Source organism: Caproiciproducens sp. CPB-2 (genome assembly GCF_036287215.1).
In the GTDB taxonomy this organism is placed as follows: domain Bacteria; phylum Bacillota; class Clostridia; order Oscillospirales; family Acutalibacteraceae; genus Caproiciproducens.
On record NZ_CP142860.1, the window covers coordinates 3,074,433 to 3,096,144 of the forward strand.

Below are 21,712 nucleotides of genomic sequence, written 5' to 3' on the forward strand. Positions count from 1 at the left end.
CCTCGAAGAGGGAGCCAAAAAAGGAGAAGCGACTTTATCAACAGACTGAAAGGACCGCTGAGAAATCTCAGCGGTCCTTCTTCGTCTATTTTGTTCTTACCGGTTATCCACCGCGATTTTTCCGCGGGCGACCACCATTTTAATATTCAACTCGGAGTCCAGCACAACCAGGTCGGCGTACTTGCCCGCTTTGATGCTTCCGATCTTATCTTCTTCATGGATTTCCCACGCGGGGTTCAGGGTAGCCGCCTGAACGGCCTGCAGGAAGGGGATGCCGAAACCGACCAGATTTTTGAGCTCCTGATGAAGGTTTGTGGTGGAGCCCGCCAGCGTACCGTCTTCCAGCCTGGCCGCGCCGTCTTTCACATAAACCGTCTGCCCGCCGAGGTCGGACACCCCGTCCGGCTGTCCCGCCGCGCGCATGGAATCGCTGATGACGACAACGCGGTCTTTCCCGAGGATTCCGAACGTGATGCGAAGCACCGCAGGGTCAATATGCAGACCGTCGCAGATAATCTCCGCGGTGACGCGGCCGTCGTCGAACACGGCGCCGACCACGCCCGGCTCCCGGTGGGTCAGACCCGGCATGGCGTTGTAAAGGTGGGTAACGTGCGAAACGCCCAGCTCAAACGCGCGCCTCGCGGCCGCGTAGTCCGCGGTCGTATGCGCGATGGACACGGTGCAGAGCTTAGAAGCCCCGCGGATGAATTCCTCCGCGCCGGGACACTCGGGGGCAATATCCACCAGCTTGATGATCCCGCCGTATGTATCGTAAAGGTTTTTGAACTCTGTAAAGTCAGGATTCTTTACATGCTCGCCCGCCTGCGCGCCCTTGCGGTGGATGGAAATATAGGGCCCTTCCATATTGACGCCGGCAATCGCCGCGCCCTCGGGCGGATGAACCATGCATTCCCGGACGCTTTTTAGCGCGCGGGCAATCCCCTCGTGGGAAACGGTCATCGTAGTCGGGCAGAAGGAAGTGACGCCCTCCCGCACCAGCTTCTTACACATTTTCGCAAGGCCCGCAGGGTCCGCGTCACAGGTGTCCGCGCCCACGCACCCGTGGATATGGATATCCACAAAGCCCGGCACAATCACGCATCCGGAAAAATCATACTCCTCTTTTCCGGAAAGGCCCGGCCCGATGGAGGAAATTTTATCCCCCTCCAACGCAAGATCGGCATTGCACAAATGAAAACTGTCGTCCACAATTTTCGCATTTTTCAGAATCATCGTATTACACCTCTGCTGTATTTATTTTCCGGACCTGTCGGCAAGAAAAAATATTCTATCCTTTATTTGTATTATAAACCGAAAAAATATTTTATTCAAGGTGTTTTATAAGAACAAAAGAGCCGCCGCAAAACGGCCTCAGCGAAAAACAGTGCACAAAAAACACGTCTTGATTGAGCTTTTAAAGCCGCTTCAAGACGTATTTTCTTACGTTTCAGGCTATTGATTTGTGCCATTTGCTATCGCAAATTCGTTTTGCAACGGCCCGTTTTGAGTTCAACTCCCCCAGTCAGGCTTCGCCTGCCAGCCCCCTCGGGGAGAGGGCCGAAAAGAAGCTGCGCGGGGCTTTACGAGATGCTGACGACACAGAGCTTTTGGCCCGTTTGGCCGAGAAGGGAAGCATAAATTCCCGACTGCTGGCCGGACTTGCCGATTGCGGTAATCTTGTAGAAGAAATCGTCGCCCGTGTGGCGCAGAAGCGTCACCTGGAACACGCCGCTCGTACCCGTGTTGAAGTTGATGGAAGAAGCGCCGGGGGCTGTGATTCTGAACTGATAGGACGCGTTCTTCGCAATGCTGAAATTGGAGTTGGTGTCGGATTTCAGGGCAGCCGTTGCCGCCGCGCCGACCGTAACGACACAGACTTTTCTCCCTGCCCCGTCGGCTCCCGTCATATAGAAGCCCGAGGACTGGCCCGGCTGGCCGATCGCGGTGATCTTATAGAGAACGCTGTTGCCTTCGGTTTTCACCTTCTCGGTCTTGAACACGTTGTTGGAACCCGGGTTAAAGCTGACCGCGTCGCTGATTTTGAAGGTATAGCTTGCACCCTGCTTCACGGTGAAGTCATTGTTGGTGTCTGATTTCGGCTCGGGAGCCGCGCCGACCGTGACGACGCAAACCTTTTTTGGCATCTGGCCCGCGCCCGCCATATAGAAGCCGGCGGACTGGCCTGCCTTGCCGATTGGGGTAATCTTATAGAAGACGCTGCTGCCTTCGGTTTTCACTTTCTCGGTCTTGAAGACGCTGTCGGAGCCCGGGTAGAAGCTGACCGCGTTGCTGATCTTGAAGGTGTAGCTTGCGCCCTGCTTCACGGTGAAGTCGTAGTTGGTATCCGACGTCGGATCGACGGCCGCCGCGATGGTGACGACGCAGACCTTCTTTGACTGGCCTTTTGCGGCCATATAGAAACCGGCGGACTGGCCCGGTTTGCCGATCGGGGTGATCCTGTAGTCGGTGTAATTGTCTTTGCTTCCTGCCTTTTCGACCTTAAAGACACCGTTGGAACCCGGGTAAAAGCTGTCCGCGTTGCTGATTCTGAAGGTATAGCTCTGGCCCACCTTCACGGAAAAATCGGAATTAGTATCCGATTTCGGCTCGTTATCGCCCGGCTTGGCCGTAACGGTGCCTAAGGGGTATGTATAATCGCTGGCGTATTCGCTGTCCGGGAATGTAACGGACAGCTTGGTCTCTCCGCCGGTCGCGCTGACGGCCGTCACCTTATAGTAATAATGGATGCCGTCCTTTTTCTCAAACTGTACGTTAACGATTCCGTCCGTGTCCGCGGCGACTACCGGCACGCCGCCGCCCATGACGGAGAGGTCGTAGGTGTGGGACTGTCCCTGCTCCAGCGTGACGTTCTCTTCATCTTCCGTGGAAACAACCGGGAAATCGTCGTCCTCATTGGCAGTCACGTAGAAGGACGCCGTTTCTCCGCTGAAGCTGACGGTAATCAGGGTGGTCCCGGGCTCCAGCGCTTTTACCTTGTAGGTGTACTGGTTGCCGGTCTTTCCCAGAGGAGTGATCTCAACCGCACCTTCTCTGCTGGTCGTGATGCTGTGCTCAATATCGGGCAGATTGCAGGTAACCACAAAGGTGTATTCGTCGTTCACATTGCAGATGTATTGGCCGGAAGTATCAATATGCAGGATCTCGTTCTCAATCACGCTCACTGCGCAGAGCTTCTGGGGAACAAATCCGACCGCGCCCGTGTAGAGGTTCGCGGTTGTCCCGGCGTCGCCCACGGCGTCCACACGGTAATAATAATCGCCGTTCTCCTCATCGTAATCCATCAGCTCCGGATGCAGGACATCCTCGTTGTCACTTGCCAGATAGGGAAAGGAAAAGGTATCGTTGTCCTCGTAATGCAGCTTAATAATGTTGCTGCTTCCCTTTGCAAGGGAATAATCCCCTTCCACATCCGTGGTAATCGTGTAGGGGAGTTCTCCGGTACCTTCAACCTTCAGCGTTTTGCTGACCGTTGTGCCGTCGGAAGCCGTAAAGGTCAGCGTCGCTTCGCCGTTGCCCATGGCCCCGACATCGAAATAATAGGTTCCGTTCTCCACATCCTCCAGGAAGACATCGACTACGGACGGATCGCTGGATTCTCCGGTAAGCGTCAGCGCAGGATCGCTGACGGTCGCCTCCATCCCGTAATACATGGAATTGAGATCCAATGTTTCCAATTCGTTGAAATCGTCTGAGAAGGTAATTTGTGTCTCTTCTTCCGCCGCAAAAGCCGCCGTATTTCCGAATACCGAAAGCACAAGCGTAAGCGCCAGAATCATGCTGAACACCTGCAAGGTTTTTTTCATGGTTCTTTCCCTTTCATTCTGTAAATTTTTTGCCCAATGTTGGTATTTCTGACTTCCATATTGTATAGGAGTCCGGATACAGAATAAAATGAAAAGAAGAATAATTCTATATTGTAATTATTCCCAGTTTTTATGCCGGTTTTATCCGATAAAATCCCCATGTGCTTCCTGAAAAAACACCAGTATTTATTAAGTTTCTTGCCAGATTTAAGAAGACGCCGTCTGCCCTCCCCCTGCGGGGGCCGGTGGCTGTCGTCTCCCCTTCTTTTTAGCTCCCTTTTTTGGGAGGGTGAGGATTTGGCCCTCCTTGAGGGGGCTGGCGGGCATAGCCTGACTGGGGGAGTCCCCCTGTAGCTTGCGGACTCCCTTCGACGCGCCGAGCGCGGACCATGCGGTCGGCACTCGCCTACGGCGGCGCTCTCAGACAGTTCCATGTTGAATTGGTCTCAGAGCACTCCGAAACACCTCCCTCTCAGAGGGAGGCTGAGGTTTGGCTTGACTGAAAGGAGTTATAGACCGAACCAAAAAAGGCCGCCGCAAAAGCGGCAGCCTTGATCCATAAACAACGAAGTTAAATCAGCTCGATAATTCCCATCTCGGCGGCGTCGCCGCGGCGGGGGCCAAGCTTGCTGATGCGCGTATAGCCGCCGTTGCGGTCGGCATACTTCGGAGCAATCTCATTGAACAGTTTATTCGCAACGTCTTCCTTTGTAACAAAGGCCAGAACGAGACGTTTGTTGTGCAGATTGTTTTCCTTCGCAATCGTTATCATTTTCTCGGTCATGGAGCGGACCTCCTTGGCGCGAGTCACTGTGGTTTCGATTTTGCCATTCTCTAAAAGAAAGGTAACCATCGCCCTTAGCATGGCGGTTCTGTGGTCAGTGTCTCTTCCGAGCTTTCTGGTTCCGGGCATCGAAATATCACTCCTTTACCTTAGGTTGTTTGCGCAATTATTCGTCATCCTTGCGCAGATTAAAACCGAGAGAGGCCATCTTCCAGACAACCTCCTCAAGGGATTTGCGTCCGAGGTTGCGCACCTTCATCATATCCTCCTCGGATTTGTTGATGAGGTCTTCAACCGTATTGATACCGGCACGCTTCAGGCAGTTGAAGGAACGGACCGAAAGGTCGAGCTCCTCAATTGTCATTTCCAGCACTTTTTCCTTGCCCTTGTCGTCCTTTTCGACCATGATCTCCGTGCTGCTGCCCTTGTCGGACAGGTCAACAAACAGATTCAGATGCTCGGTGAGGACTTTCGCGGCCAAAGAAACCGCTTCCTGCGCGCCGATGGTTCCGTTCGTCCAAACTTCGAGTGTGAGCTTGTCAAAGTCGATGCTCTGCCCCACACGGGTTGGCTCCACATTATAATTCACCTTATAAACAGGAGTATAGATGGAATCAACCGGAAGCTCCCCGATCACGTTGGCGTTCATGTTTTGCTTGTTGCGCTCGGCAGATACATATCCGCGCCCCTTATCCAGGGTCAATTCCATATACAGCTTTGCTCCGTCGCCCAAGGTCGCGATGTGCATCTCCGGGTTCAGGATTTCAACCTCGCTGTCGCACTTGATAGAGTCGGCCGTTACATTGCACGGACCCTCCGCAGCGATTTCCACTGTCTTCGGTCCATCGCAATGGAGCTTGGCGGTCAATCCCTTGATGTTAAGCACGATCTCGGTTACGTCCTCTTTCACACCGGGTATGGTTGAAAACTCATGAAGAACGCCGTCTATTTTGATAGACGTGACTGCAACGCCCGGCAGCGAAGATAAAAGAACACGCCTCAGGCTGTTGCCCAGGGTTGTGCCAAAGCCACGCTCAAGCGGTTCCACAACAAATTTGCCATAGGTTCCGTCATTACTTAAAACTTCTGTCTCTATTTTTGGCTTCTCAATCTCGATCATTAGCGACCCTCCTTGACATATAGCGGATTAATTTATCAGCCATGATGTTTTTTATGCTGTCATAAAACGGCATTACTTGGAGTACAACTCAACGATGAGAGTCTCATCGACTGCAAGGTCAATATCCTCACGGGTTGGCAATGCAATGATCTTGCCTTCCAGAGTATCACGATTGATGTCAAGCCACTTCGGAACCGGACGTGCCGAGTTAGCCTCAATGACAGCCTTGATTTTTTCGCTCTGACGGCTCTTGTCTTTAATGGAGACCACTTCGCCCGGCTTTGTCAGGTAGGAAGGAATATCCACTCTTTTGCCGTCCACAGTAAAGTGCCCGTGGACCACCAGCTGACGGGCTTCCGCCCTGGAGTTGCCCCAGCCCAAACGGTAAACCACGTTGTCGAGACGGGATTCCAAAATTGCGAGCAGTTCGTCGCCGGTCTTTCCTTCTTTGCGGGTCGCAAGGTCGTAGTAGCCCCTGAACTGGGACTCCAGTACACCATAGTAACGTTTTGTCATCTGTTTTGCGCGCAGCTGAAGGCCATACTCAGAAGTCTTTTTGCGGCCCTGACCGTGCTGGCCCGGAGCATATGCCCGGCGGGTTACCCCGCATTTATCCGTGTAGCATCTTGCGCCTTTCAGGAAAAGCTTCTGGCCTTCCCGGCGGCAAAGCTTGCACACAGCGTCTGTATATCTTGCCATATTATGGTTGCACCTCCTATATCGGTTTTGTTACTATACGCGTCTTCTCTTCGGAGGACGGCATCCGTTGTGCGGAATCGGAGTAACGTCTTTGATCATGCTGACTTCAAGGCCCGCGCCCTGAAGTGCGCGGATAGCCGCCTCGCGGCCCGCGCCCGGTCCCTTTACAAAAACCTCAACCGTTTTCATACCGTGCTCCATCGCTGCTTTCGCGGCGGTCTCGGCGGCGGTCTGAGCGGCGAAAGGAGTGGACTTTCTGGAACCTCTGAACCCTAATTCACCCGAACTTGCCCACGAAACCGCGTTGCCCTGCGTATCCGTAATGGTAACAATCGTGTTGTTGAAGGTGGACTGGATATGAGCGGCTCCGCGATCTATATTTTTACGCTCACGGCGTCTGCGGACTGCGGTGCCTTTTTTAGCTGCGCCTTTCTGTGCTGCCATCTTTTGAATCCCTCCCTATTACTTCTTCTTGTTGGCCATGGTCTTTCTGGGACCTTTGCGTGTACGCGCATTGGTTTTGGAACGCTGGCCTCTTACCGGCAGGCCCTTGCGGTGACGGACACCACGGTAGCAGCCGATTTCAATCAGTCTCTTAATGTCAAATGCTACGTCGCGGCGAAGATCGCCTTCAACGCGGCAGTGATGGTCGATATACTCTCTGAGCTTTGCCGCATCATCTTCTGTTAAATCCCTTACACGGATGTCCGGGTCGACGCCTGTTTCTGCACAAATATCCGTTGCAGTCTTGCGGCCGATACCGAAAATATAGGTAAGAGCAATTTCGATGCGCTTATCTCTGGGCAGATCAATACCTGCTATACGCGCCATACTGGTTGCACCTCCACTGTTAATAGGTTTGCGCCAAATTAGCCCTGGCGCTGCTTATGCTTCGGGTTTTCACAGATTACCATGACTTTACCCTTGCGTTTAATAATTTTGCATTTTTCACAAATTTTCTTGACAGAAGGTCTTACTTTCATTTGTGCGCCCTCCCTTAGCGAGTGTTTGTTTTACTTTGAACGCCACGTAATACGTCCGCGCGTCAGATCGTAAGGCGACAGTTCGATTGTGACCTTATCCCCCGGCAGGATGCGGATGAAATTCATCCTGAGCTTGCCGGAAATGTGCGCGAGTATTGTATGGTGGTTTGGAAGCTCTACCATAAACATTGCGTTAGGCAGCGCTTCGGTAACGATTCCTTCAGTTTCAATTACGTCCTGTTTCGACATTACTTACCCTCCTCTTGTGGAAAACGGCCCCCGGCGTTGAACTCCCTGAGGGCACCTCGTATTTCACGGTTGGTCTGCATTGAACCTTCGGCCAATACGGTTCTGGTCGGACAAAGGTGTTTCAGCTTTTTCCTTTTCGGGTGGTCAAGGCTGCGGCGCCTTCCGTCGCAGATCAGTGCGAACCCGGCGTCTGCCTCAAGCACCGTGAAAAAGCCGTCCTTGTCGCGTCCCGCGGCCGACCGGACAACCAGTCCTCTGACAAAGTCCATTGGTTACCCCCTTAATCCGGCTGTGTTAAAATGACCGGGCCGTCCGGAGTAATGGCAATGGAATGTTCGAAATGCGCGGAAAGCTTGCCGTCCGCGGTTACGGTCGTCCAACCGTCCGCAAGGGTTTTGACTTCCTTTACACCCTGGTTAATCATCGGTTCAATTGCAATGGTCATGCCTGGCAACAGTCGCACGCCCCTGCCGGGTGTGCCGTAATTGGGAACACTTGGGTCTTCGTGCATCTTCGCACCTACTCCGTGGCCGACAAAATCCCGTACCACCGAGTAACCGCGAGCTTCGGCATACCGCTGGACCGCGCTGCCGACATCGCCGATCCGATGACCGGCTGTTGCGGCTTTAATGCCTTCAAACAGGCTTTCGCGTGTTGCATCCATAAGGGCCTGCGCTTCATGGCTTACGTCGCCGCATGGGAAAGTCCACGCGTTGTCTCCGACAAAGCCCTCGAAAGTCGCGCCTATGTCAATGCTGACAATGTCACCCTGCCTGATAATCGTGCCCTTATGTGGTATGCCATGGATAACCACGTCATTTACGGAAATACATGCGCTTGCCGGGAAGCCGCCATACCCGAGGAACGTGGGCTTTGCGCCCTGTTCCTCAATGTATCGGCGGACGGCACGGTCGATTTCCCAGGTGGAAACACCGGGTTCGACCATTTCGCCGGCCAGCTTTAATGCTCTTGAAGATACCCTGCCCGCATTCCTCATAAAGCTGAGTTCGCGGCTGGTTTTAAGCACTATCATGATTACGCCTCTAATGCGGCAAGAATCAGTTTTGTGGTGTGCTCGACATCCTCTTGCCCTTCTACTGTGCAAAGCTTGCCCTGTTTCAGATAGTAATCTTTAAGGGGCTCGGTTTGCTCGTGATATACATTTAAGCGCTCTTTGACCGTATCCGGGTGGTCGTCCTTGCGCTGAATTAGGGTGCCGCCGCATTTGCTGCAGACGCCCTCCACCTCCGGCTTTTTGTAAAGCAGGTGGTAGCTGGCCCCGCAGTTTTCGCAGACACGGCGTCCGGACATACGCTGCACGATCGTCTCGTCGGAAACCTCAAGATTGAGGACCCTGTCGATACGAACGCCCATTTTGTCCAGAGCCTCGGCCTGGGGAATCGTGCGCGGGAACCCGTCCAGAACGAATCCGTTTTTGCAGTCGTCATTGGCCAGACGCTCTTTGATAATGCCGATGACAACCTCGTCGGGAACAAGCTTGCCCGCGTCCACAAAGGACTTGGCGCGAACTCCCATCTCAGTGCCGCTCTTCAGCGCTTCACGGATAATATTACCCGTGGATATTGCAGGAATGTTATAACGCGAGCAGATGACTTCTGCCTGCGTGCCTTTACCGGCGCCGGGGGCGCCGAGAAGGATCAGATTCATATTCTCTCACTCCTTATCAATCAAGGAAGCCTTTGTAATGGCGCATCATCATCTGCGACTCCATCTGCTTCACGGTTTCCAGCGCGACACCAACCAAAATCAGGATGGAGGTTCCGCCGATCGACATGTTGTGCATGCCGGTAGCGGCGCCGAAGCCGATGGGCAGCAGAGCGATAACCGCAAGGAACAGCGCCCCGATTAAAGTGATCTTAGAAAGAATCTTCGCGATAAAGTCAGAAGTGGGTTTGCCCGGACGAATGCCGGGAATCGTGCCATTGTTCTGACGAAGATTATTGGCCATCTCTATCGGATTATACTGAATTGTCACGTAGAAATAGGCAAACATGATAATCAGCAGGAAATACATCAGCGAATAGATCCATCCGGTAGAGGAGAAAGCTTCGAAAAAGCCCTTCCAGAATCCGGTTGTCACCTTGTTGCCAAGGAACAGCTGGATCGTACTTGGAATCGAGAGAATGGAACTTGCGAAAATAATCGGCATAACGCCGGACATGGCAACCTTAATCGGAATATGGCTGCTCTGGCCGCCGTACATCTTCCTTCCGACCATACGCTTGGCGTACTGTACGGGAATGCGGCGCTCCGAGTCATTCATAAACACAATGACCCAGATGACCACAAGGAAGATCAGCACAAACAGCGGAACGAAGAAATAGTACTTGCCGTAGGTGGACGCGTCCTCATTGGCGGCCTGCAGATACTGTCCCAGCAAGCTGATTGTGTGCGGCATTCTCGCCACAATACCGGAAAACAGCAAAATGGAAATACCGTTTCCAATGCCCTTCTGGTTGATCTGTTCGCCCAGCCACATCATCAGCGCGGTACCTGCGGTAAACGCCAGGATGATGACAAAAGCGGCGAACACCTGCTCCCAGCCCTTGGTGTATTTCGCGATCGGAACACCCTGATAGGAGCTGTTGCGCAGATAGAAGAAATAAGCGGTGCCCTGAATCAAGCCAAGACCGACGGTGACGTAGCGGGTCATGGTGCCGATCTTCTTGCGGCCCTCTTCGCCTTCTTTTGCCAGTCTTTCCAGCGCCGGAATAGCAACTGTCAGAAGCTGCATAATAATGGAGCTGTTGATGTAGGGCGTAACGCTCATTGCAAACAGAGTACCGTTTGCAAAAGCGCCGCCGGAGAGCATATCAAGGTAGCTCAGTGCCGAACCGGTCTTGTCGACCGTGGTCATCAGCCCCTTCAATGCGGTGACATTGAGGAACGGGACAGGAATGACCGCACCGAAGCGGAAAACCATAATGATAAGCAGTGTAAACAGGATCTTTTTGCGGAGATCCGGGATGGACCAGGCATTCTTTATTGTTTGAAACAACTTAGATCACCTCTGCCTTCCCACCCGCGGTTTCTATCTTTTGCTTCGCAGCCTCGGAATAAGCAGTAACCTTTACTGTTAATTTTTTTGTCAGATTGCCGTTGGCAAGGATCTTCACCCCGTCACAGCAGGTCTTTACAATGCCCGCGTCGATCAGCGCCTGGGTGTCCACCACAGAGCCGTCTTCGAACTTGTCGAGTGTGCCTACGTTGACAGAAACGATGGTTTTAGCAAAAACATTGTTAAAACCTCTTTTCGGAATACGTCTCTGTAAAGGCATCTGACCGCCTTCAAATCCGGGACGCATGCCTCTGCCCGCTCTGGCCTTTTGACCCTTGTGGCCCTTGCCGGCAGTTTTTCCCTGACCTGAACCGTGTCCTCTGCCGATACGCTTCGGCTCTTTGGTGGAACCGGGTACAGCAGTTAGTTCATGCAACTTCATTTACTCGCACCTCCTTGCTTACGCTTTACTTACCTCGATGAGGTGGATTATCTTGGCCACCTTGCCTTTGGTCTGTTCATTTTCAGGCTGAACGGAAGTGTCGCCGATCTTAAAGAGACCAAGAGCCCGGGCGGTTGCAATCTGGTCCTTTTTGCTGCCGATAAGACTTTTTATCAGCTTTACTTTCAGCTGTGCCATCTTGCTACCCCCTTATTAAAGAATATCTTTTACCGACTTGCCGCGTGTTGCAGCGACTTCACCGGCAGTACGCAGCTTGGACATGCCGTCCAAGGTTGCTCTTACTACATTACACGGATTGTTGGAACGCAGGGCCTTTGTTCTGATGTCCCTGATTCCGATCGCTTCTACGACCGCACGGACCGGGCCGCCGGCAATGACACCGGTACCGGGGGCGGCAGGCTTCATCAGGACTCTGCCGGCGCCGTACGCGCCGATGATTTCGTGCGGGATGGTGGAGCCGCGCATGGCAACCTTGATCAGGTTCTTTTTCGCGTCTTCAATCCCCTTGCGGATCGCGTCGGGAACTTCGCCCGACTTTCCGATGCCGAAACCGACTGTGCCGTTTCCGTCGCCAACTACCACAAGAGCTGCGAACTTGAAGATACGGCCGCCTTTTACGGTCTTGGATACACGATTAATAGCAACTACATGTTCTTTGAGTTCCATAGACGTTGCGTCAATTCTAGCCAAAAGTATTCCTCCTTCTTAGAACTTGAGGCCGCCCTCACGGGCGCCTTCGGCCAGCTCTTTGACGCGGCCGTGGAAAATATAGCCGCCGCGGTCAAATACGACCTCGGTGATGCCTTTTTCGGCGGCACGTTTGGCAATAAGCTCGCCAACTTTGCGTGCGGCGTCCTTGTTTCCGCCATTACCATTGAAATCCTTGTCCAGCGTGGAAGCTGCTGCAAGAGTAACTCCCTCTACATCGTCGATAATCTGGGCGTAGATATTGGTGGTAGAGCGAAATACATTCAGGCGTGGGCACTCTGCTGTGCCGGAAATTTTACCGCGCACCCTGCGGTGACGGTTAAGCCTGGCTCTGTTTGTGTCAGTCTTATTCACCATTTGTTATTCACTCCTTACTTACTTCTTAGCGCCCTTACCGGCCTTGCCTTCCTTATGGCGGACAAATTCACCGGTATAACGGATACCCTTGCCCTTGTACGGCTCAGGCGGACGTTTCTCGCGCACTTCCGCGGCAAACTGACCAACCTGCTGCTTATCCGGGCCCGAGATCACGATTTTGTTTGCGGCCGGGCACTCGATGGAAATGCCATCGATCTCAGGGACGATCACCTGATGAGAATAACCGAGATTCATCACAAGGTTCTTGCCCTGCTTCTGCACACGGTAGCCGACGCCCAAAACGTCAAGCTCCTTTTTGAATCCGTCCGTTACGCCGACGACCATGTTGTGGATCAGCGTGCGGGTCAGACCGTGCAGTGACCTGTTTTCTTTTTCGTCGTTGGGACGGGTGACGAGCACCTCGCTGCCCTCCACAGAAACGCTCATGTTGTGATGAATTTTCTGGGTCAGCGTACCCTTCGGTCCCTTGACGGTGACAACGTTGCCGTCAGCCTTTACGGTGACGCCAGCGGGAATATTTATGGGTTTTCTTCCAATTCGCGACATTACTGCACCCCCTTGTTACCAGATAAATGCGAGAACCTCTCCGCCTACATTCTCTTTGCGGGCCTGACGGTCGGTCATGACGCCCTTCGAAGTAGAAATGACAGCGATGCCCAGGCCCTTCATGACCTTCGGCAGATCCTCTGCGTTGGAATAGATACGAAGGCCTGGCTTACTGACTCTGCGCAGACCGTTGATGGCGGGAGCCTTGTTCTCGCCGTATTTGAGATTTACCTTGATAATGCCCTGTTTGCCGTCCTCTGTTACCGTATAATTCTTTACATAGCCCTCGTCAACAAGAATTTGCACAATGGCCTTTTTCATGTTGGAAGCGGGAATGTCAACCGAATCGTGCTTTGCAGAAACTGCATTGCGAATACGGGTGAGCAAATCAGCAATTGTATCTGTAATTTGCATACCGTTACCTCCTTTGCTAAGCTTTACCAGCTGGCCTTTTTCACGCCCGGGATCTCACCCTTGTGAGCAAGTTCCCGAAAGCATATACGGCAAATTCCGAACTTGCGAAGGTAGGCATGCGGCCTGCCACAGATTTTGCATCTGTTGTATTCGCGAGACGAGAATTTCGCAACTCTCTGCTGCTTGATTTTCATAGAAGTCTTGGCCACAATATTCCCTCCTTATTTCGCAAACGGGGCGCCCATGAGTGTTAAGAGCTCTCTGGATTCCTCGTCGGTGTTTGCGGTCGTTACGAAACAAATATCCATTCCGCGGACCTTATCGATTTTGTCGTAATCAATTTCAGGGAAGATCAGCTGCTCTTTGACGCCCATATTGTAGTTGCCGCGGCCGTCGAACGAGTTTGCGCTGATTCCTCTGAAGTCTCTTACGCGCGGGAGAGCAACATTGAAGAGCCTGTCTAAGAACTCATACATTCTGTCGCCTCTGAGCGTTACCTTTACGCCGATGTTCATGCCCTCGCGGAGCTTGAAGTTTGCAACCGATTTTTTCGCTTTGCAGATCACCGGCCTCTGGCCGGTAATCGCTGCGAGATCGGCTGTAATGGCGTCGATTACCTTTGCGTTTTCCTTTGCTTCGCCGGCGCCTACATTGATGACGATCTTCTCAAGCTTCGGAATCTGCATGACGCTCTTGTAAGAAAACTTTTTCATCAGTGCGGGTGCGACATCTTTTTGGTAAAATTCCTTCAGTCTTGCCATGTCGTTTTATCCTCCCTTACAGCGCTTCGCCGCATTTTTTGCAAACGCGTTCCTTAGTGCCGTCCTCATAAAGCTTATGCGAGACACGTGTGGGTTTGCCGCAGCGGGGGCAAACGACCTGGACCTTGCAGGCGTACAGTGCGCCTTCGGCTTTCACAATACCGCTCTGTTCGCCCATTTTGCGGGCTTTAACATGCTTGGAAACCATGTTGCGGCCCTCAACGATGACCTTCCCCTCTTCGGGGCTTACGGCCAGAACTTTGCCTTTCTTGCCGCGTTCTTTGCCATTTAAAATGACGACGGTGTCACCCGTTTTAACATGAACCTTATTATTCATCAGTGAGCACCTCCCATCACAGCACTTCAGGGGCAAGACTTAAAATTTTCAGATAGTCTTTGTCGCGCAGTTCTCTGGCTACGGGCCCGAAAATACGCGTTCCCCTCGGATTTTTATCGTCTTTGATGAGGACAGCCGCATTTTCGTCAAAGCGGATGTATGTTCCATCATCACGGCGGACGCCGAAAGCAGTGCGAACAATGACTGCCTTAACGACTTCGCCTTTTTTAACGGTGCCGCCCGGAGCCGCTTTTTTAACGGAAGCGACCACCACGTCACCTATATTGGCATACCTTCTGCCGGTACCGCCGAGAACGCGGATGCACATAAGCTGCTTCGCGCCGGTGTTGTCGGCAACGTTGAGGTAAGTCTGCTGTTGAATCACAGTGCGTTCCTCCTTTGCTTAAAGCCAATTACTTGGCTTTCTCTATAATCTCGACGAGACGCCATCTTTTCTCTTTGCTGAGGGGACGGGTCTCCATCACACGCACGCGGTCACCGATTGTGCATTCATTGTTTTCATCATGTGCTTTCAGCTTCACGGTACGCTTGATAATTTTGTTGTAAAGCGGATGCTTTACCCTGTTTTCTATTGCAACCACGATGGTCTTATCCATCTTGTTGCTGACGACCTTGCCAATCTCTGCTTTTCTAATATTCCGATCGCTCACAGATTAATCCTCCCTTCCGTTACGCATTGGCGCTGTCCTTGATTTCGATCTCGCGCAAAATTGTTTTGACACGGGCGATATCCTTTTTGACAGCGGAGATACGCATCGGGTTATCGAGCTGATTAATGGCAAGTTGGAAACGCAGGTTGAAAAGCTCGGCCTTGAGGTCCTTAAGCTTACTTTCCAGTTCTGCTGTCGTTAATTCTCTGACTTCTGAGGCCTTCATTACTGCTCACCACCCGTTTCTTCCTTCTTAACAAACTTGCACTTAATCGGCAGTTTGTTGGACGCCAGACGTAAAGCTTCTTTTGCAGTTTCTTCCGAAACTCCGCCGATTTCAAACATGACTCTGCCCGGTTTTACAACTGCGACCCAGTACTCAGGGGAACCTTTACCGGAACCCATTCGGGTTTCAGCCGGCTTCTGAGTGATCGGCTTGTCTGGGAAAATCTTGATCCACACCTGGCCAAATCTTTTGCAGTAACGCGTCATGGCGACACGGGCCGCTTCGATCTGGTTGGAGGTGATCCACGCCGGCTCTAAGGCCTGAAGGCCGTAATCGCCGTAAGTTACCTTATTCCCGCGGTAGCACTTTCCGGTCATACGGCCGCGATGTACTTTGCGGTATTTTACACGCTTAGGCAACAGCATTATTTACTGCCTCCTTCCTTACGAGGCTTGCGGTTGTCCACAAGGACTTCGCCTCTGTAAATCCAGACCTTTACGCCAATGCGGCCGTAGGTTGTGGCGGCTTCGGCAAAACCGTAGTCGATGTCGGCACGGATGGTCTGAAGGGGAATGGTACCGTCGTGATACTGTTCGCGTCTTGCGATTTCAGCACCGCCCAAACGGCCGGACACCTGGGTTTTGATACCCTTGGCGCCGAGCTTCATCGCGCGGCCGATGCACTGCTTCATCGCACGGCGGAAAGAAATTCTCTTTTCGAGCTGCTGCGCAATGTTCTCTGCGACGAGCTGCGCGTTCAGGTCGGGGGACTTTACCTCTACAATGTTGATTGTAACAGGCTTCTTGAGGATGCTCTCGCACTGAAGACGGAGCTTCTCAATTTCCGCGCCGCCCCTGCCGATTACCATGCCCGGCTTGGCGCAGTGAATGTGAACGCGAACCTTGGAGGCGTCACGCTCAATTTCGATTTTCGGAATCCCGGCCGGATAAAGCTGCTTTTTCAGCACCTTGCGCAGATTGTGGTCTTCAACGAGGGTATCGCCGAAAACGCTGTCCTTCGCGAACCAGCGGGAATCCCAGTCTTTAATGATGCCCACGCGAAACCCGTGGGGATTGATTTTCTGGCCCATAGTTTACCTCCTCTTCCGCCTTATTCTTTTTCCTTGAGCACGAGGGTAACGTGCGAAGATCTTTTTTCAATTCTGAACGCGCGACCCTGCGCTCTGGGACGAATGCGCTTGAGGATCGGGCCCGGACATACGAAGCATTCCGCAACGTAAAGTCTGGAAACATCCATATTGTGGTTATTCTCAGCGTTAGCCATGGCCGACTTCAATAATTTCTGAAGATATTCCGTAGCGGCCTTTGGTGTATTCTTGAGGATAGCCATTGCAACGTCAGCCGGCTTGTTGCGAATGAGATCAAGCACGATCTGGACCTTGCGGGGCGAAATACGGGCGTACTTTAAATAAGCCCTTGCTTCCATGCTATACACTCCTTTCGGCCGTTATTTTGTCGGCGATGATGTTTTGGAACCGGAATGTCCCTTGAAGGTTCTGGTTGGGGCAAACTCGCCGAGCTTGTGACCGACCATATCTTCCGTTACATAGACCGGAACATGCTTGCGGCCGTCGTGGACCGCGATTGTATGGCCAACGAAATCAGGGAAAATAATGGAAGCCCTGCTCCATGTTTTGATGATTTTCTTTTCGCCGGCCGCGTTCATTTCTTGAATCCTTTTAAGCAGCACAGGCTGAACATAAGGACCCTTTTTTATGCTTCTGCCCATAGATGATAAGCTCCTTTCTGTACGCCTTATTTGCCGTTTCTGCGCTTGACGATAAATTTATCGGAGCGGTGGTGGTGAGCGCGGGTCTTGTAGCCGAGAGCCGGTTTACCCCACGGGGTAACAGGTCCCGGACGGCCCACGGGGGATTTGCCTTCGCCGCCGCCGTGCGGGTGGTCGTTCGGGTTCATAACGGAACCGCGGACTGTCGGTCTCCATCCCATGTGGCGTTTGCGTCCGGCCTTGCCGAGCTTCACGTTCTCATGGTCGATATTGCTGACCTGGCCGATGGTGGCCATGCAGGTGACCGGCACGTTGCGAAGTTCGCCGGAAGGCAGCCTCAGAAGAGCCATTCCGTTTTCCTTCGCCATCAGCTGAGCCATGTTGCCGGCGGCGCGCGCCAGCTGGGCGCCCTTGCCCGGATAAAGCTCAACGTTGTGGATAAAGGTACCGACCGGGATATTTTCAAGCGGAAGCGCGTTGCCGGGCTTGATATCCGCCGCGGCGCCGGATACAACAACGTCGCCGACCTTCAAGCCGTTCGGAGCGATGATGTATCTTTTTTCGCCGTCCTCATACTGCACGAGGGCAATAAAGGCCGAACGGTTCGGGTCGTACTCAATGGTGAGAACGCTGCCCGGCGCGTCGAACTTCTGACGCTTAAAGTCGATGATACGATACTTTTTACGGTTTCCGCCACCGCGGTGGCGGACTGTAATTCTACCGTAACTGTTGCGGCCGGATTTGTTGCTGATGGAAGTCAGCAGGCTCTTTTCCGGTGCAACCTTGCTCAGACCGGAATAGTCCGTAACGGACATATTGCGTCTGGAAGCCGTGGTAGGTTTAAAGTTAATAATAGGCATTAGGTTTCACACTCCTCATGATGGCTTTGCGGGGAATGCCCTTTCCCCATCCTTGCCTCTGCGTTTTTCGGGCAGAGTTTACATCATGCCTTCAAAAAACTCGATGGTCTTACTGTCGGCGGTAAGGGTGACGTAGGCTTTCTTCCAGGAAGGAGTATAGCCCTCGTTTTTGCCCTGACGGCGGAGCTGGCCCCTTACGTGCAGGGTGTTTACCTTGCCGACCTTTACTCCGAAGAGGGTCTCAACCGCTCTTGCAATATCGATTTTTGTGGCATCCTTGGCAACTTCAAAGGCATATTTTTTCATGCCGATGCCGGCCATGCTTTTTTCGGTGATAATGGGGCGGATAATAATGTCCTGTGCTGCCATTATGCGTACACCTCCTCGATCTGGGCTACGGCATCCTTCAGCACGATAAACTTGTCGGCGTTCAGGATGTCATAGACATTCAGGGTGTTGGCCATTGCCGTTTTCACGCCCGGGATATTCTTAGCCGAAGCGATCACCTTTTCGTTCACTTCCGGAAGAACGATGAGCGCCTTTTTCCCGGAGCCGATCGCCTTGAGCATTGCCGCGATGGTCTTGGTCTTATACTCGTCAAGTGAAATCCCGTCAAGCACGACCAGCTCGTTGTCGATCACCTTGCTTGAAAGAGCTGACTTCATGGCAAGACGTCTTACCTTTTTGTTTAAGGAATAGCTGTAGTCGCGCGGCTTCGGAGCAAATACGATACCGCCGTGAGTCCACTGCGGTGAACGTGTGGAGCCCTGTCTTGCGTGACCGGTGCCCTTCTGTCTCCACGGCTTTCTGCCGCCGCCCGAAACTTCGGCGCGGGTCAGTGCCGACTGTGTGCCCTGGCGCTGGTTCGCAAGGTAGTTGACCACCATGTCGTGCAGAACCTTCGCGTTGGGTTCAATTCCGAATATGGCTTCGGAAAGGTCGATCTTCTCTACTTCTTTACCGGCCATATCAAGTACTGCTACTGTAGGCATTCCAAATTCCTCCTTCCCTTACGCCTTAACGCTGTCATGGATTACTACGATTCCGCCGTTCGGTCCGGGAACTGCGCCCTTGATAGCAATCAGATTGTTTTCCGCATCCACTTTGGCAACGGTCAGATTCTGAACCGTTACCTTCTCGGCGCCCAGGTGGCCGGCCATTTTAAGGCCGGGGTACACTCTCGACGGGTCCGAGCAGGAACCGTTGGAACCGCCATGGCGGGCAACAGGGCCGGAACCATGGGTTTCCTTGAGCCTCTGGAAATTCCAGCGCTTGATAACGCCGGCGTACCCTTTACCTTTGCTCGTGCCGGTGACGTCTATCTTGTCGCCCGCCGCGAACGTGTCCGCCTTGACAAGATCACCCACGTTGTAAGCTTCCGTGTTTTCCACGCGGAACTCCCTGAGGGTTTTCTTGGGAGCGACGTCCGCCTTTGCAAAGTGGCCCTTCAGGGGCTTCGTGACCTTGTTCGGCTTCAAATCGCCGTAGCCCATCTGGACCGCCGCGTAACCGTCGTTTTCAACCGTCTTTTTCTGTGAGATCACACAGGGGCCGGCCTGAACAACCGTTACGGGGATGACATTTCCCTTTTCGTCGAAAATCTGCGTCATGCCGATTTTCTTGCCGATGATACCTTTTTGCATTATTTTACCTCCTATGCAGGTTATTGGTTGGCGTTTGCCAACTTGACCTCGGCCGCGGGTCGGTTAAAATCAGAGTTTGATCTCTATTTCAACACCGGCGGGGAGCTCTAGACCCATCAAAGCCTCTACGGTTTTGTTGGATGGTCTGAGAATGTCGATAAGTCTCTTGTGCGTTCTCATCTCGAATTGCTCGCGGCTGTCCTTGTACTTGTGAACAGCGCGCAGGATCGTGATGATCTGCTTTTCCGTCGGGAGCGGGACGGGTCCGGAAACCCTTGCGCCCGTGCGCTTCGCTGTCTGTACAATCTTTTCAGCCGACTGATCAACCAACTGATGATCGTAACCCTTAATTCTTATCCTGATTTTCTCCTTGACTGCCACTGTGAATCGCCTCCTTATTGTAGTTGGCGGGCGGCGTTTTTTAAATCCTAACACTGTGCCGGGTGTTCCCTCTTAACACATTGAAAAACCGGATTCACTTTTACAAGTTAAATCCGGGTATAGGCATAAAAAACGTCTGAGCATAATAAGAGCATAGACGCGGAAATCCGCATACCGATCCTCTTATCGCACGCTCAAAGTATCTGTCGCCCGGTTTAAAATCGGACATACTCCACGGAAAAACCGGCCTGTTTCAGCCGCAACCTCCCGCTTCATCGCATATCTGTCGCAGTCGTGCTTGATTATAATACCATAAAAGAGCCTGTTATGCAATACTTATTTTCTCTTTATTGCAAGAAATTTATACACGATATTTGGTGATGTTGCCAAAAAAATTTTCAGCAATCAGCAGAAGAGGAATTTTCCATCAAAAGCGCTCCCTATTTCTGCTTTCTGCGCCTGCGGAGCAGATAAAAAGCAGCGGCCGCAAGGATTACACCCGCAACCAGTAAAATCCAAAGCCCGGCGTTAAAGGAGTGGAAAACCCAAATGGAAGTCGGACCGTCCGCGCCGCCGATGACGCCGGCCGACACGCCGTCCTCTCCGCCTTTTAGCAAATTGATTCCGGTGTAAAGCAATGCCCCCACACAGATGCCGAACAGCGCCGCAAGAACCCGTTTCATCAAAACGCCCCTCCGTTTCCATTTTCGTTCATGCCAACCATTATAGATGCATTTTCCGAAAAAAGCAAACAGAGGGGCCAAGATTCAATTTTAGGCGAAACGGACAAGGTCCTTCCTTTTCAAACGAGGCTTAGATAAAGTTCTTCCAGATCTCGTTGCCGGTAGCGTAGGGCTTCACCTGCGCATAGGTCAGGCTGAGCTTGACCAGGCGCTTTTCCGGTTTTGTAATCTGGAAAGCGAAGCCGACGTCGTATTTCGTGAAATAAATCGCGCCGGAATCCAGGGCGGACTTGATTACGCCTGCCGTCACGGACGGGGCGATATCGGAGCTCAGCTGCTGCTTCGCTGCGGTTTCCAGCAGCTTGTAAAACGCGTCGTTTTTCGTGATCAGGTCTTTCATTTCCAGCGCGGCGCCGGTTTTCAGGTTAATGTTCATTGCCCGGAGCGTATGGACGTTCTCTCCTTTGGAGGAAAGCTTGACGTATTCGTTGAAGCCAAGGCTGAGGAAATTGGTCCCCTCATAGGTGACGTCGCTGTTTACCTTGACCGTGGTTTTGTCTTTTTTCGCGCCCGTCCCCAAAGAATTGATCGTCTTCAGCGCGGAGGTTTTGATTGCCGTATTCACCTTATCCGCGTTGCTGATTTTTCCGGAAAGCACCGGGTAGGTTGCGGAATAGGACATGTTGCCGTTCTTGTAGCTGTATTTTTCATCCTTCACCGTATAGGTCCCGTTGTTCAATCCGGAAACCGCCTTGTTATTTTCTACCCTCGGAGCCTGACTCGGTACGGTCGGCTTGCTGGAAGCTGCCGAAGAGGCCGAACCCGCGGAAGTCACGCCGCTTTGTCCCGCATCTGAAGCGGTCTGGCTGGAAGCGCCGGACACATCGTTCTGGGTTGGAGCAGCCTGCCCTTTACAGGCTGACATGGAAAGTACCATGGCAAGTGCGCAGATCAGCGCCCATAATTTTTTCATGGATGATTCACTCCTTTTAAGTATTTCTGTTTCTTCTTAATATCGGCAAACCGATGCGTGTCTCCGTATGCCGCAACGTATCCGGCAAAGCCCGGATACATACGAAATTTTCTAAAACATCTGCCAACGTTTCCTAATGCTACCATATCCGGCCGAAAAAATCAAATGACAAACCCGTTATGAAAATGACAATAATCCGCTTGTTTGTTACCTTTTGGAGAATATATTATACAGTATTTTC

Annotated in this window: 36 protein-coding genes; all 36 read right to left on the minus strand. The window is 52.4% G+C overall.

Annotated features, from left to right (window positions below; genetic code table 11):
* Window positions 1-96 precede the first annotated feature (96 nt).
* On the minus strand, window positions 97-1,233 hold the full coding sequence (gene nagA / locus VXK30_RS15250; protein ID WP_275713405.1) for an N-acetylglucosamine-6-phosphate deacetylase: 1,137 nt from the start codon (window positions 1,231-1,233) through the stop codon (window positions 97-99).
* Between the two features lie 347 nt (window positions 1,234-1,580).
* Complete coding sequence (locus VXK30_RS15255) at window positions 1,581-3,824, minus strand: hypothetical protein (RefSeq protein WP_275713404.1); 2,244 nt, start codon at window positions 3,822-3,824, stop codon at window positions 1,581-1,583.
* A gap of 571 nt (window positions 3,825-4,395) precedes the next feature.
* Window positions 4,396-4,737, minus strand: coding sequence for a 50S ribosomal protein L17 (gene rplQ / locus VXK30_RS15260; protein WP_219964951.1), 342 nt, complete (start codon window positions 4,735-4,737; stop codon window positions 4,396-4,398).
* Between the two features lie 37 nt (window positions 4,738-4,774).
* Window positions 4,775-5,728 carry a DNA-directed RNA polymerase subunit alpha gene (locus VXK30_RS15265; RefSeq protein ID WP_038325904.1) on the minus strand — a complete coding sequence of 318 codons (954 nt, stop codon included), beginning with the start codon at window positions 5,726-5,728 and terminating at the stop codon, window positions 4,775-4,777.
* A 72-nt stretch (window positions 5,729-5,800) separates the two neighbouring features.
* Complete coding sequence (gene rpsD / locus VXK30_RS15270; protein ID WP_275713402.1) at window positions 5,801-6,427, minus strand: 30S ribosomal protein S4; 627 nt, start codon at window positions 6,425-6,427, stop codon at window positions 5,801-5,803.
* Between the two features lie 33 nt (window positions 6,428-6,460).
* Complete coding sequence (gene rpsK / locus VXK30_RS15275) at window positions 6,461-6,871, minus strand: 30S ribosomal protein S11 (RefSeq protein WP_275713401.1); 411 nt, start codon at window positions 6,869-6,871, stop codon at window positions 6,461-6,463.
* Window positions 6,872-6,889: 18 nt separating this feature from the next.
* A complete protein-coding gene (rpsM, locus tag VXK30_RS15280) occupies window positions 6,890-7,258 on the minus strand; it encodes a 30S ribosomal protein S13 (RefSeq protein WP_038325907.1) in 369 nt (122 codons plus the stop codon).
* A gap of 38 nt (window positions 7,259-7,296) precedes the next feature.
* A complete protein-coding gene (gene rpmJ, locus VXK30_RS15285; RefSeq protein WP_022174947.1) occupies window positions 7,297-7,410 on the minus strand; it encodes a 50S ribosomal protein L36 in 114 nt (37 codons plus the stop codon).
* 30 nt (window positions 7,411-7,440) lie between these two features.
* A complete protein-coding gene (infA, locus tag VXK30_RS15290) occupies window positions 7,441-7,659 on the minus strand; it encodes a translation initiation factor IF-1 (protein ID WP_038325909.1) in 219 nt (72 codons plus the stop codon).
* Complete coding sequence (locus VXK30_RS15295; RefSeq protein WP_275713395.1) at window positions 7,659-7,928, minus strand: KOW domain-containing RNA-binding protein; 270 nt, start codon at window positions 7,926-7,928, stop codon at window positions 7,659-7,661. Before VXK30_RS15295 ends, infA begins: the two co-directional genes overlap by 1 nt.
* Before the next feature lie 11 nt (window positions 7,929-7,939).
* Window positions 7,940-8,692, minus strand: a complete 753-nt coding sequence (gene map / locus VXK30_RS15300; RefSeq protein ID WP_275713393.1) for a type I methionyl aminopeptidase — start codon at window positions 8,690-8,692, stop codon at window positions 7,940-7,942.
* Between the two features lie 2 nt (window positions 8,693-8,694).
* Entirely contained in the window at window positions 8,695-9,327 is a 633-nt protein-coding gene (locus VXK30_RS15305; protein WP_275713391.1) for an adenylate kinase, read from the minus strand.
* Window positions 9,328-9,343: 16 nt separating this feature from the next.
* Entirely contained in the window at window positions 9,344-10,678 is a 1,335-nt protein-coding gene (gene secY, locus VXK30_RS15310) for a preprotein translocase subunit SecY (protein ID WP_275713389.1), read from the minus strand.
* 1 nt (window position 10,679) lies between these two features.
* Window positions 10,680-11,120, minus strand: a complete 441-nt coding sequence (gene rplO, locus VXK30_RS15315) for a 50S ribosomal protein L15 (protein ID WP_038325915.1) — start codon at window positions 11,118-11,120, stop codon at window positions 10,680-10,682.
* A gap of 18 nt (window positions 11,121-11,138) precedes the next feature.
* Complete coding sequence (gene rpmD, locus VXK30_RS15320; RefSeq protein ID WP_275713388.1) at window positions 11,139-11,318, minus strand: 50S ribosomal protein L30; 180 nt, start codon at window positions 11,316-11,318, stop codon at window positions 11,139-11,141.
* Window positions 11,319-11,333: 15 nt separating this feature from the next.
* Complete coding sequence (rpsE, locus tag VXK30_RS15325; protein ID WP_038325917.1) at window positions 11,334-11,831, minus strand: 30S ribosomal protein S5; 498 nt, start codon at window positions 11,829-11,831, stop codon at window positions 11,334-11,336.
* Window positions 11,832-11,846: 15 nt separating this feature from the next.
* Complete coding sequence (rplR, locus tag VXK30_RS15330) at window positions 11,847-12,206, minus strand: 50S ribosomal protein L18 (RefSeq protein ID WP_275713386.1); 360 nt, start codon at window positions 12,204-12,206, stop codon at window positions 11,847-11,849.
* Between the two features lie 18 nt (window positions 12,207-12,224).
* Window positions 12,225-12,773, minus strand: a complete 549-nt coding sequence (gene rplF, locus VXK30_RS15335) for a 50S ribosomal protein L6 (RefSeq protein WP_275713385.1) — start codon at window positions 12,771-12,773, stop codon at window positions 12,225-12,227.
* Window positions 12,774-12,788: 15 nt separating this feature from the next.
* Window positions 12,789-13,187, minus strand: coding sequence for a 30S ribosomal protein S8 (gene rpsH, locus VXK30_RS15340; RefSeq protein ID WP_275713384.1), 399 nt, complete (start codon window positions 13,185-13,187; stop codon window positions 12,789-12,791).
* Window positions 13,188-13,210: 23 nt separating this feature from the next.
* On the minus strand, window positions 13,211-13,396 hold the full coding sequence (locus VXK30_RS15345; protein ID WP_038325921.1) for a type Z 30S ribosomal protein S14: 186 nt from the start codon (window positions 13,394-13,396) through the stop codon (window positions 13,211-13,213).
* Window positions 13,397-13,408: 12 nt separating this feature from the next.
* Window positions 13,409-13,948 carry a 50S ribosomal protein L5 gene (gene rplE / locus VXK30_RS15350; RefSeq protein WP_275713383.1) on the minus strand — a complete coding sequence of 180 codons (540 nt, stop codon included), beginning with the start codon at window positions 13,946-13,948 and terminating at the stop codon, window positions 13,409-13,411.
* A 16-nt stretch (window positions 13,949-13,964) separates the two neighbouring features.
* Window positions 13,965-14,285: a 50S ribosomal protein L24 gene (gene rplX, locus VXK30_RS15355; protein ID WP_038325923.1), complete on the minus strand. Its 321-nt coding sequence runs from the start codon at window positions 14,283-14,285 to the stop codon at window positions 13,965-13,967.
* A 16-nt stretch (window positions 14,286-14,301) separates the two neighbouring features.
* The gene (gene rplN, locus VXK30_RS15360; protein ID WP_038325924.1) at window positions 14,302-14,670 is read right to left on the minus strand and encodes a 50S ribosomal protein L14; all 369 of its coding nucleotides are present in this window, start codon (window positions 14,668-14,670) and stop codon (window positions 14,302-14,304) included.
* Between the two features lie 28 nt (window positions 14,671-14,698).
* Window positions 14,699-14,956 carry a 30S ribosomal protein S17 gene (rpsQ, locus tag VXK30_RS15365; RefSeq protein WP_038325926.1) on the minus strand — a complete coding sequence of 86 codons (258 nt, stop codon included), beginning with the start codon at window positions 14,954-14,956 and terminating at the stop codon, window positions 14,699-14,701.
* A gap of 19 nt (window positions 14,957-14,975) precedes the next feature.
* The gene (rpmC, locus tag VXK30_RS15370) at window positions 14,976-15,182 is read right to left on the minus strand and encodes a 50S ribosomal protein L29 (RefSeq protein ID WP_038325927.1); all 207 of its coding nucleotides are present in this window, start codon (window positions 15,180-15,182) and stop codon (window positions 14,976-14,978) included.
* Window positions 15,182-15,607, minus strand: a complete 426-nt coding sequence (gene rplP / locus VXK30_RS15375) for a 50S ribosomal protein L16 (RefSeq protein ID WP_275713378.1) — start codon at window positions 15,605-15,607, stop codon at window positions 15,182-15,184. Before rplP ends, rpmC begins: the two co-directional genes overlap by 1 nt.
* Window positions 15,607-16,272 (minus strand): 30S ribosomal protein S3, encoded by a 666-nt coding sequence (gene rpsC / locus VXK30_RS15380; protein WP_275713377.1) that lies wholly within the window; start codon window positions 16,270-16,272, stop codon window positions 15,607-15,609. Before rpsC ends, rplP begins: the two co-directional genes overlap by 1 nt.
* A 20-nt stretch (window positions 16,273-16,292) precedes the next feature.
* Complete coding sequence (gene rplV / locus VXK30_RS15385) at window positions 16,293-16,628, minus strand: 50S ribosomal protein L22 (RefSeq protein WP_275713375.1); 336 nt, start codon at window positions 16,626-16,628, stop codon at window positions 16,293-16,295.
* Window positions 16,629-16,649: 21 nt separating this feature from the next.
* Window positions 16,650-16,931: a 30S ribosomal protein S19 gene (gene rpsS, locus VXK30_RS15390; protein ID WP_275713373.1), complete on the minus strand. Its 282-nt coding sequence runs from the start codon at window positions 16,929-16,931 to the stop codon at window positions 16,650-16,652.
* Between the two features lie 26 nt (window positions 16,932-16,957).
* Window positions 16,958-17,791: a 50S ribosomal protein L2 gene (gene rplB / locus VXK30_RS15395; protein WP_275713372.1), complete on the minus strand. Its 834-nt coding sequence runs from the start codon at window positions 17,789-17,791 to the stop codon at window positions 16,958-16,960.
* 78 nt (window positions 17,792-17,869) lie between these two features.
* Entirely contained in the window at window positions 17,870-18,160 is a 291-nt protein-coding gene (rplW, locus tag VXK30_RS15400; RefSeq protein ID WP_275713371.1) for a 50S ribosomal protein L23, read from the minus strand.
* Window positions 18,160-18,783 (minus strand): 50S ribosomal protein L4, encoded by a 624-nt coding sequence (gene rplD, locus VXK30_RS15405; RefSeq protein ID WP_275713369.1) that lies wholly within the window; start codon window positions 18,781-18,783, stop codon window positions 18,160-18,162. The genes rplW and rplD overlap by 1 nt, the downstream gene beginning before the upstream one ends.
* Before the next feature lie 18 nt (window positions 18,784-18,801).
* Window positions 18,802-19,434, minus strand: a complete 633-nt coding sequence (rplC, locus tag VXK30_RS15410) for a 50S ribosomal protein L3 (protein WP_038325937.1) — start codon at window positions 19,432-19,434, stop codon at window positions 18,802-18,804.
* A gap of 69 nt (window positions 19,435-19,503) precedes the next feature.
* Window positions 19,504-19,815, minus strand: coding sequence for a 30S ribosomal protein S10 (gene rpsJ / locus VXK30_RS15415; protein ID WP_038325938.1), 312 nt, complete (start codon window positions 19,813-19,815; stop codon window positions 19,504-19,506).
* Between the two features lie 440 nt (window positions 19,816-20,255).
* On the minus strand, window positions 20,256-20,498 hold the full coding sequence (locus VXK30_RS15420; RefSeq protein WP_275713367.1) for an LPXTG cell wall anchor domain-containing protein: 243 nt from the start codon (window positions 20,496-20,498) through the stop codon (window positions 20,256-20,258).
* 130 nt (window positions 20,499-20,628) lie between these two features.
* On the minus strand, window positions 20,629-21,471 hold the full coding sequence (locus VXK30_RS15425) for a hypothetical protein (protein WP_275713364.1): 843 nt from the start codon (window positions 21,469-21,471) through the stop codon (window positions 20,629-20,631).
* Window positions 21,472-21,712: the final 241 nt, after the last annotated feature.

Excerpts from the sequence above, each read along its gene's own strand:
- rpmD (WP_275713388.1), bottom strand. The coding sequence starts at position 11,318 with ATGGCACAGCTGAAAGTAAAGCTGATAAAAAGTCTTATCGGCAGCAAA.
- rplF (WP_275713385.1), bottom strand. The coding sequence starts at position 12,773 with ATGTCGCGAATTGGAAGAAAACCCATAAATATTCCCGCTGGCGTCACC.
- rplV (WP_275713375.1), bottom strand. The coding sequence starts at position 16,628 with ATGGAAGCAAGGGCTTATTTAAAGTACGCCCGTATTTCGCCCCGCAAG.
- rplP (WP_275713378.1), bottom strand. The coding sequence starts at position 15,607 with ATGCTGTTGCCTAAGCGTGTAAAATACCGCAAAGTACATCGCGGCCGT.
- VXK30_RS15420 (WP_275713367.1), bottom strand. The coding sequence starts at position 20,498 with ATGAAACGGGTTCTTGCGGCGCTGTTCGGCATCTGTGTGGGGGCATTG.
- rpsC (WP_275713377.1), bottom strand. The coding sequence starts at position 16,272 with ATGGGCCAGAAAATCAATCCCCACGGGTTTCGCGTGGGCATCATTAAA.
- rpsD (WP_275713402.1), bottom strand. The coding sequence starts at position 6,427 with ATGGCAAGATATACAGACGCTGTGTGCAAGCTTTGCCGCCGGGAAGGC.
- rpsM (WP_038325907.1), bottom strand. The coding sequence starts at position 7,258 with ATGGCGCGTATAGCAGGTATTGATCTGCCCAGAGATAAGCGCATCGAA.
- VXK30_RS15265 (WP_038325904.1), bottom strand. The coding sequence starts at position 5,728 with ATGATCGAGATTGAGAAGCCAAAAATAGAGACAGAAGTTTTAAGTAAT.
- rplE (WP_275713383.1), bottom strand. The coding sequence starts at position 13,948 with ATGGCAAGACTGAAGGAATTTTACCAAAAAGATGTCGCACCCGCACTG.
- nagA (WP_275713405.1), bottom strand. The coding sequence starts at position 1,233 with ATGATTCTGAAAAATGCGAAAATTGTGGACGACAGTTTTCATTTGTGC.
- rpsS (WP_275713373.1), bottom strand. The coding sequence starts at position 16,931 with ATGGGCAGAAGCATAAAAAAGGGTCCTTATGTTCAGCCTGTGCTGCTT.
- rplB (WP_275713372.1), bottom strand. The coding sequence starts at position 17,791 with ATGCCTATTATTAACTTTAAACCTACCACGGCTTCCAGACGCAATATG.
- rplQ (WP_219964951.1), bottom strand. The coding sequence starts at position 4,737 with ATGCCCGGAACCAGAAAGCTCGGAAGAGACACTGACCACAGAACCGCC.
- rplR (WP_275713386.1), bottom strand. The coding sequence starts at position 12,206 with ATGGTGAATAAGACTGACACAAACAGAGCCAGGCTTAACCGTCACCGC.
- rpsH (WP_275713384.1), bottom strand. The coding sequence starts at position 13,187 with ATGCAAATTACAGATACAATTGCTGATTTGCTCACCCGTATTCGCAAT.
- rplW (WP_275713371.1), bottom strand. The coding sequence starts at position 18,160 with ATGGCAGCACAGGACATTATTATCCGCCCCATTATCACCGAAAAAAGC.
- VXK30_RS15425 (WP_275713364.1), bottom strand. The coding sequence starts at position 21,471 with ATGAAAAAATTATGGGCGCTGATCTGCGCACTTGCCATGGTACTTTCC.
- VXK30_RS15305 (WP_275713391.1), bottom strand. The coding sequence starts at position 9,327 with ATGAATCTGATCCTTCTCGGCGCCCCCGGCGCCGGTAAAGGCACGCAG.
- rplC (WP_038325937.1), bottom strand. The coding sequence starts at position 19,434 with ATGCAAAAAGGTATCATCGGCAAGAAAATCGGCATGACGCAGATTTTC.
- rplO (WP_038325915.1), bottom strand. The coding sequence starts at position 11,120 with ATGAAGTTGCATGAACTAACTGCTGTACCCGGTTCCACCAAAGAGCCG.
- rplX (WP_038325923.1), bottom strand. The coding sequence starts at position 14,285 with ATGAATAATAAGGTTCATGTTAAAACGGGTGACACCGTCGTCATTTTA.
- rpmC (WP_038325927.1), bottom strand. The coding sequence starts at position 15,182 with ATGAAGGCCTCAGAAGTCAGAGAATTAACGACAGCAGAACTGGAAAGT.
- infA (WP_038325909.1), bottom strand. The coding sequence starts at position 7,659 with ATGTCGAAACAGGACGTAATTGAAACTGAAGGAATCGTTACCGAAGCG.
- VXK30_RS15295 (WP_275713395.1), bottom strand. The coding sequence starts at position 7,928 with ATGGACTTTGTCAGAGGACTGGTTGTCCGGTCGGCCGCGGGACGCGAC.
- rpsK (WP_275713401.1), bottom strand. The coding sequence starts at position 6,871 with ATGGCAGCACAGAAAGGCGCAGCTAAAAAAGGCACCGCAGTCCGCAGA.
- map (WP_275713393.1), bottom strand. The coding sequence starts at position 8,692 with ATGATAGTGCTTAAAACCAGCCGCGAACTCAGCTTTATGAGGAATGCG.
- VXK30_RS15255 (WP_275713404.1), bottom strand. The coding sequence starts at position 3,824 with ATGAAAAAAACCTTGCAGGTGTTCAGCATGATTCTGGCGCTTACGCTT.
- rpmJ (WP_022174947.1), bottom strand. The coding sequence starts at position 7,410 with ATGAAAGTAAGACCTTCTGTCAAGAAAATTTGTGAAAAATGCAAAATT.
- rplD (WP_275713369.1), bottom strand. The coding sequence starts at position 18,783 with ATGCCTACAGTAGCAGTACTTGATATGGCCGGTAAAGAAGTAGAGAAG.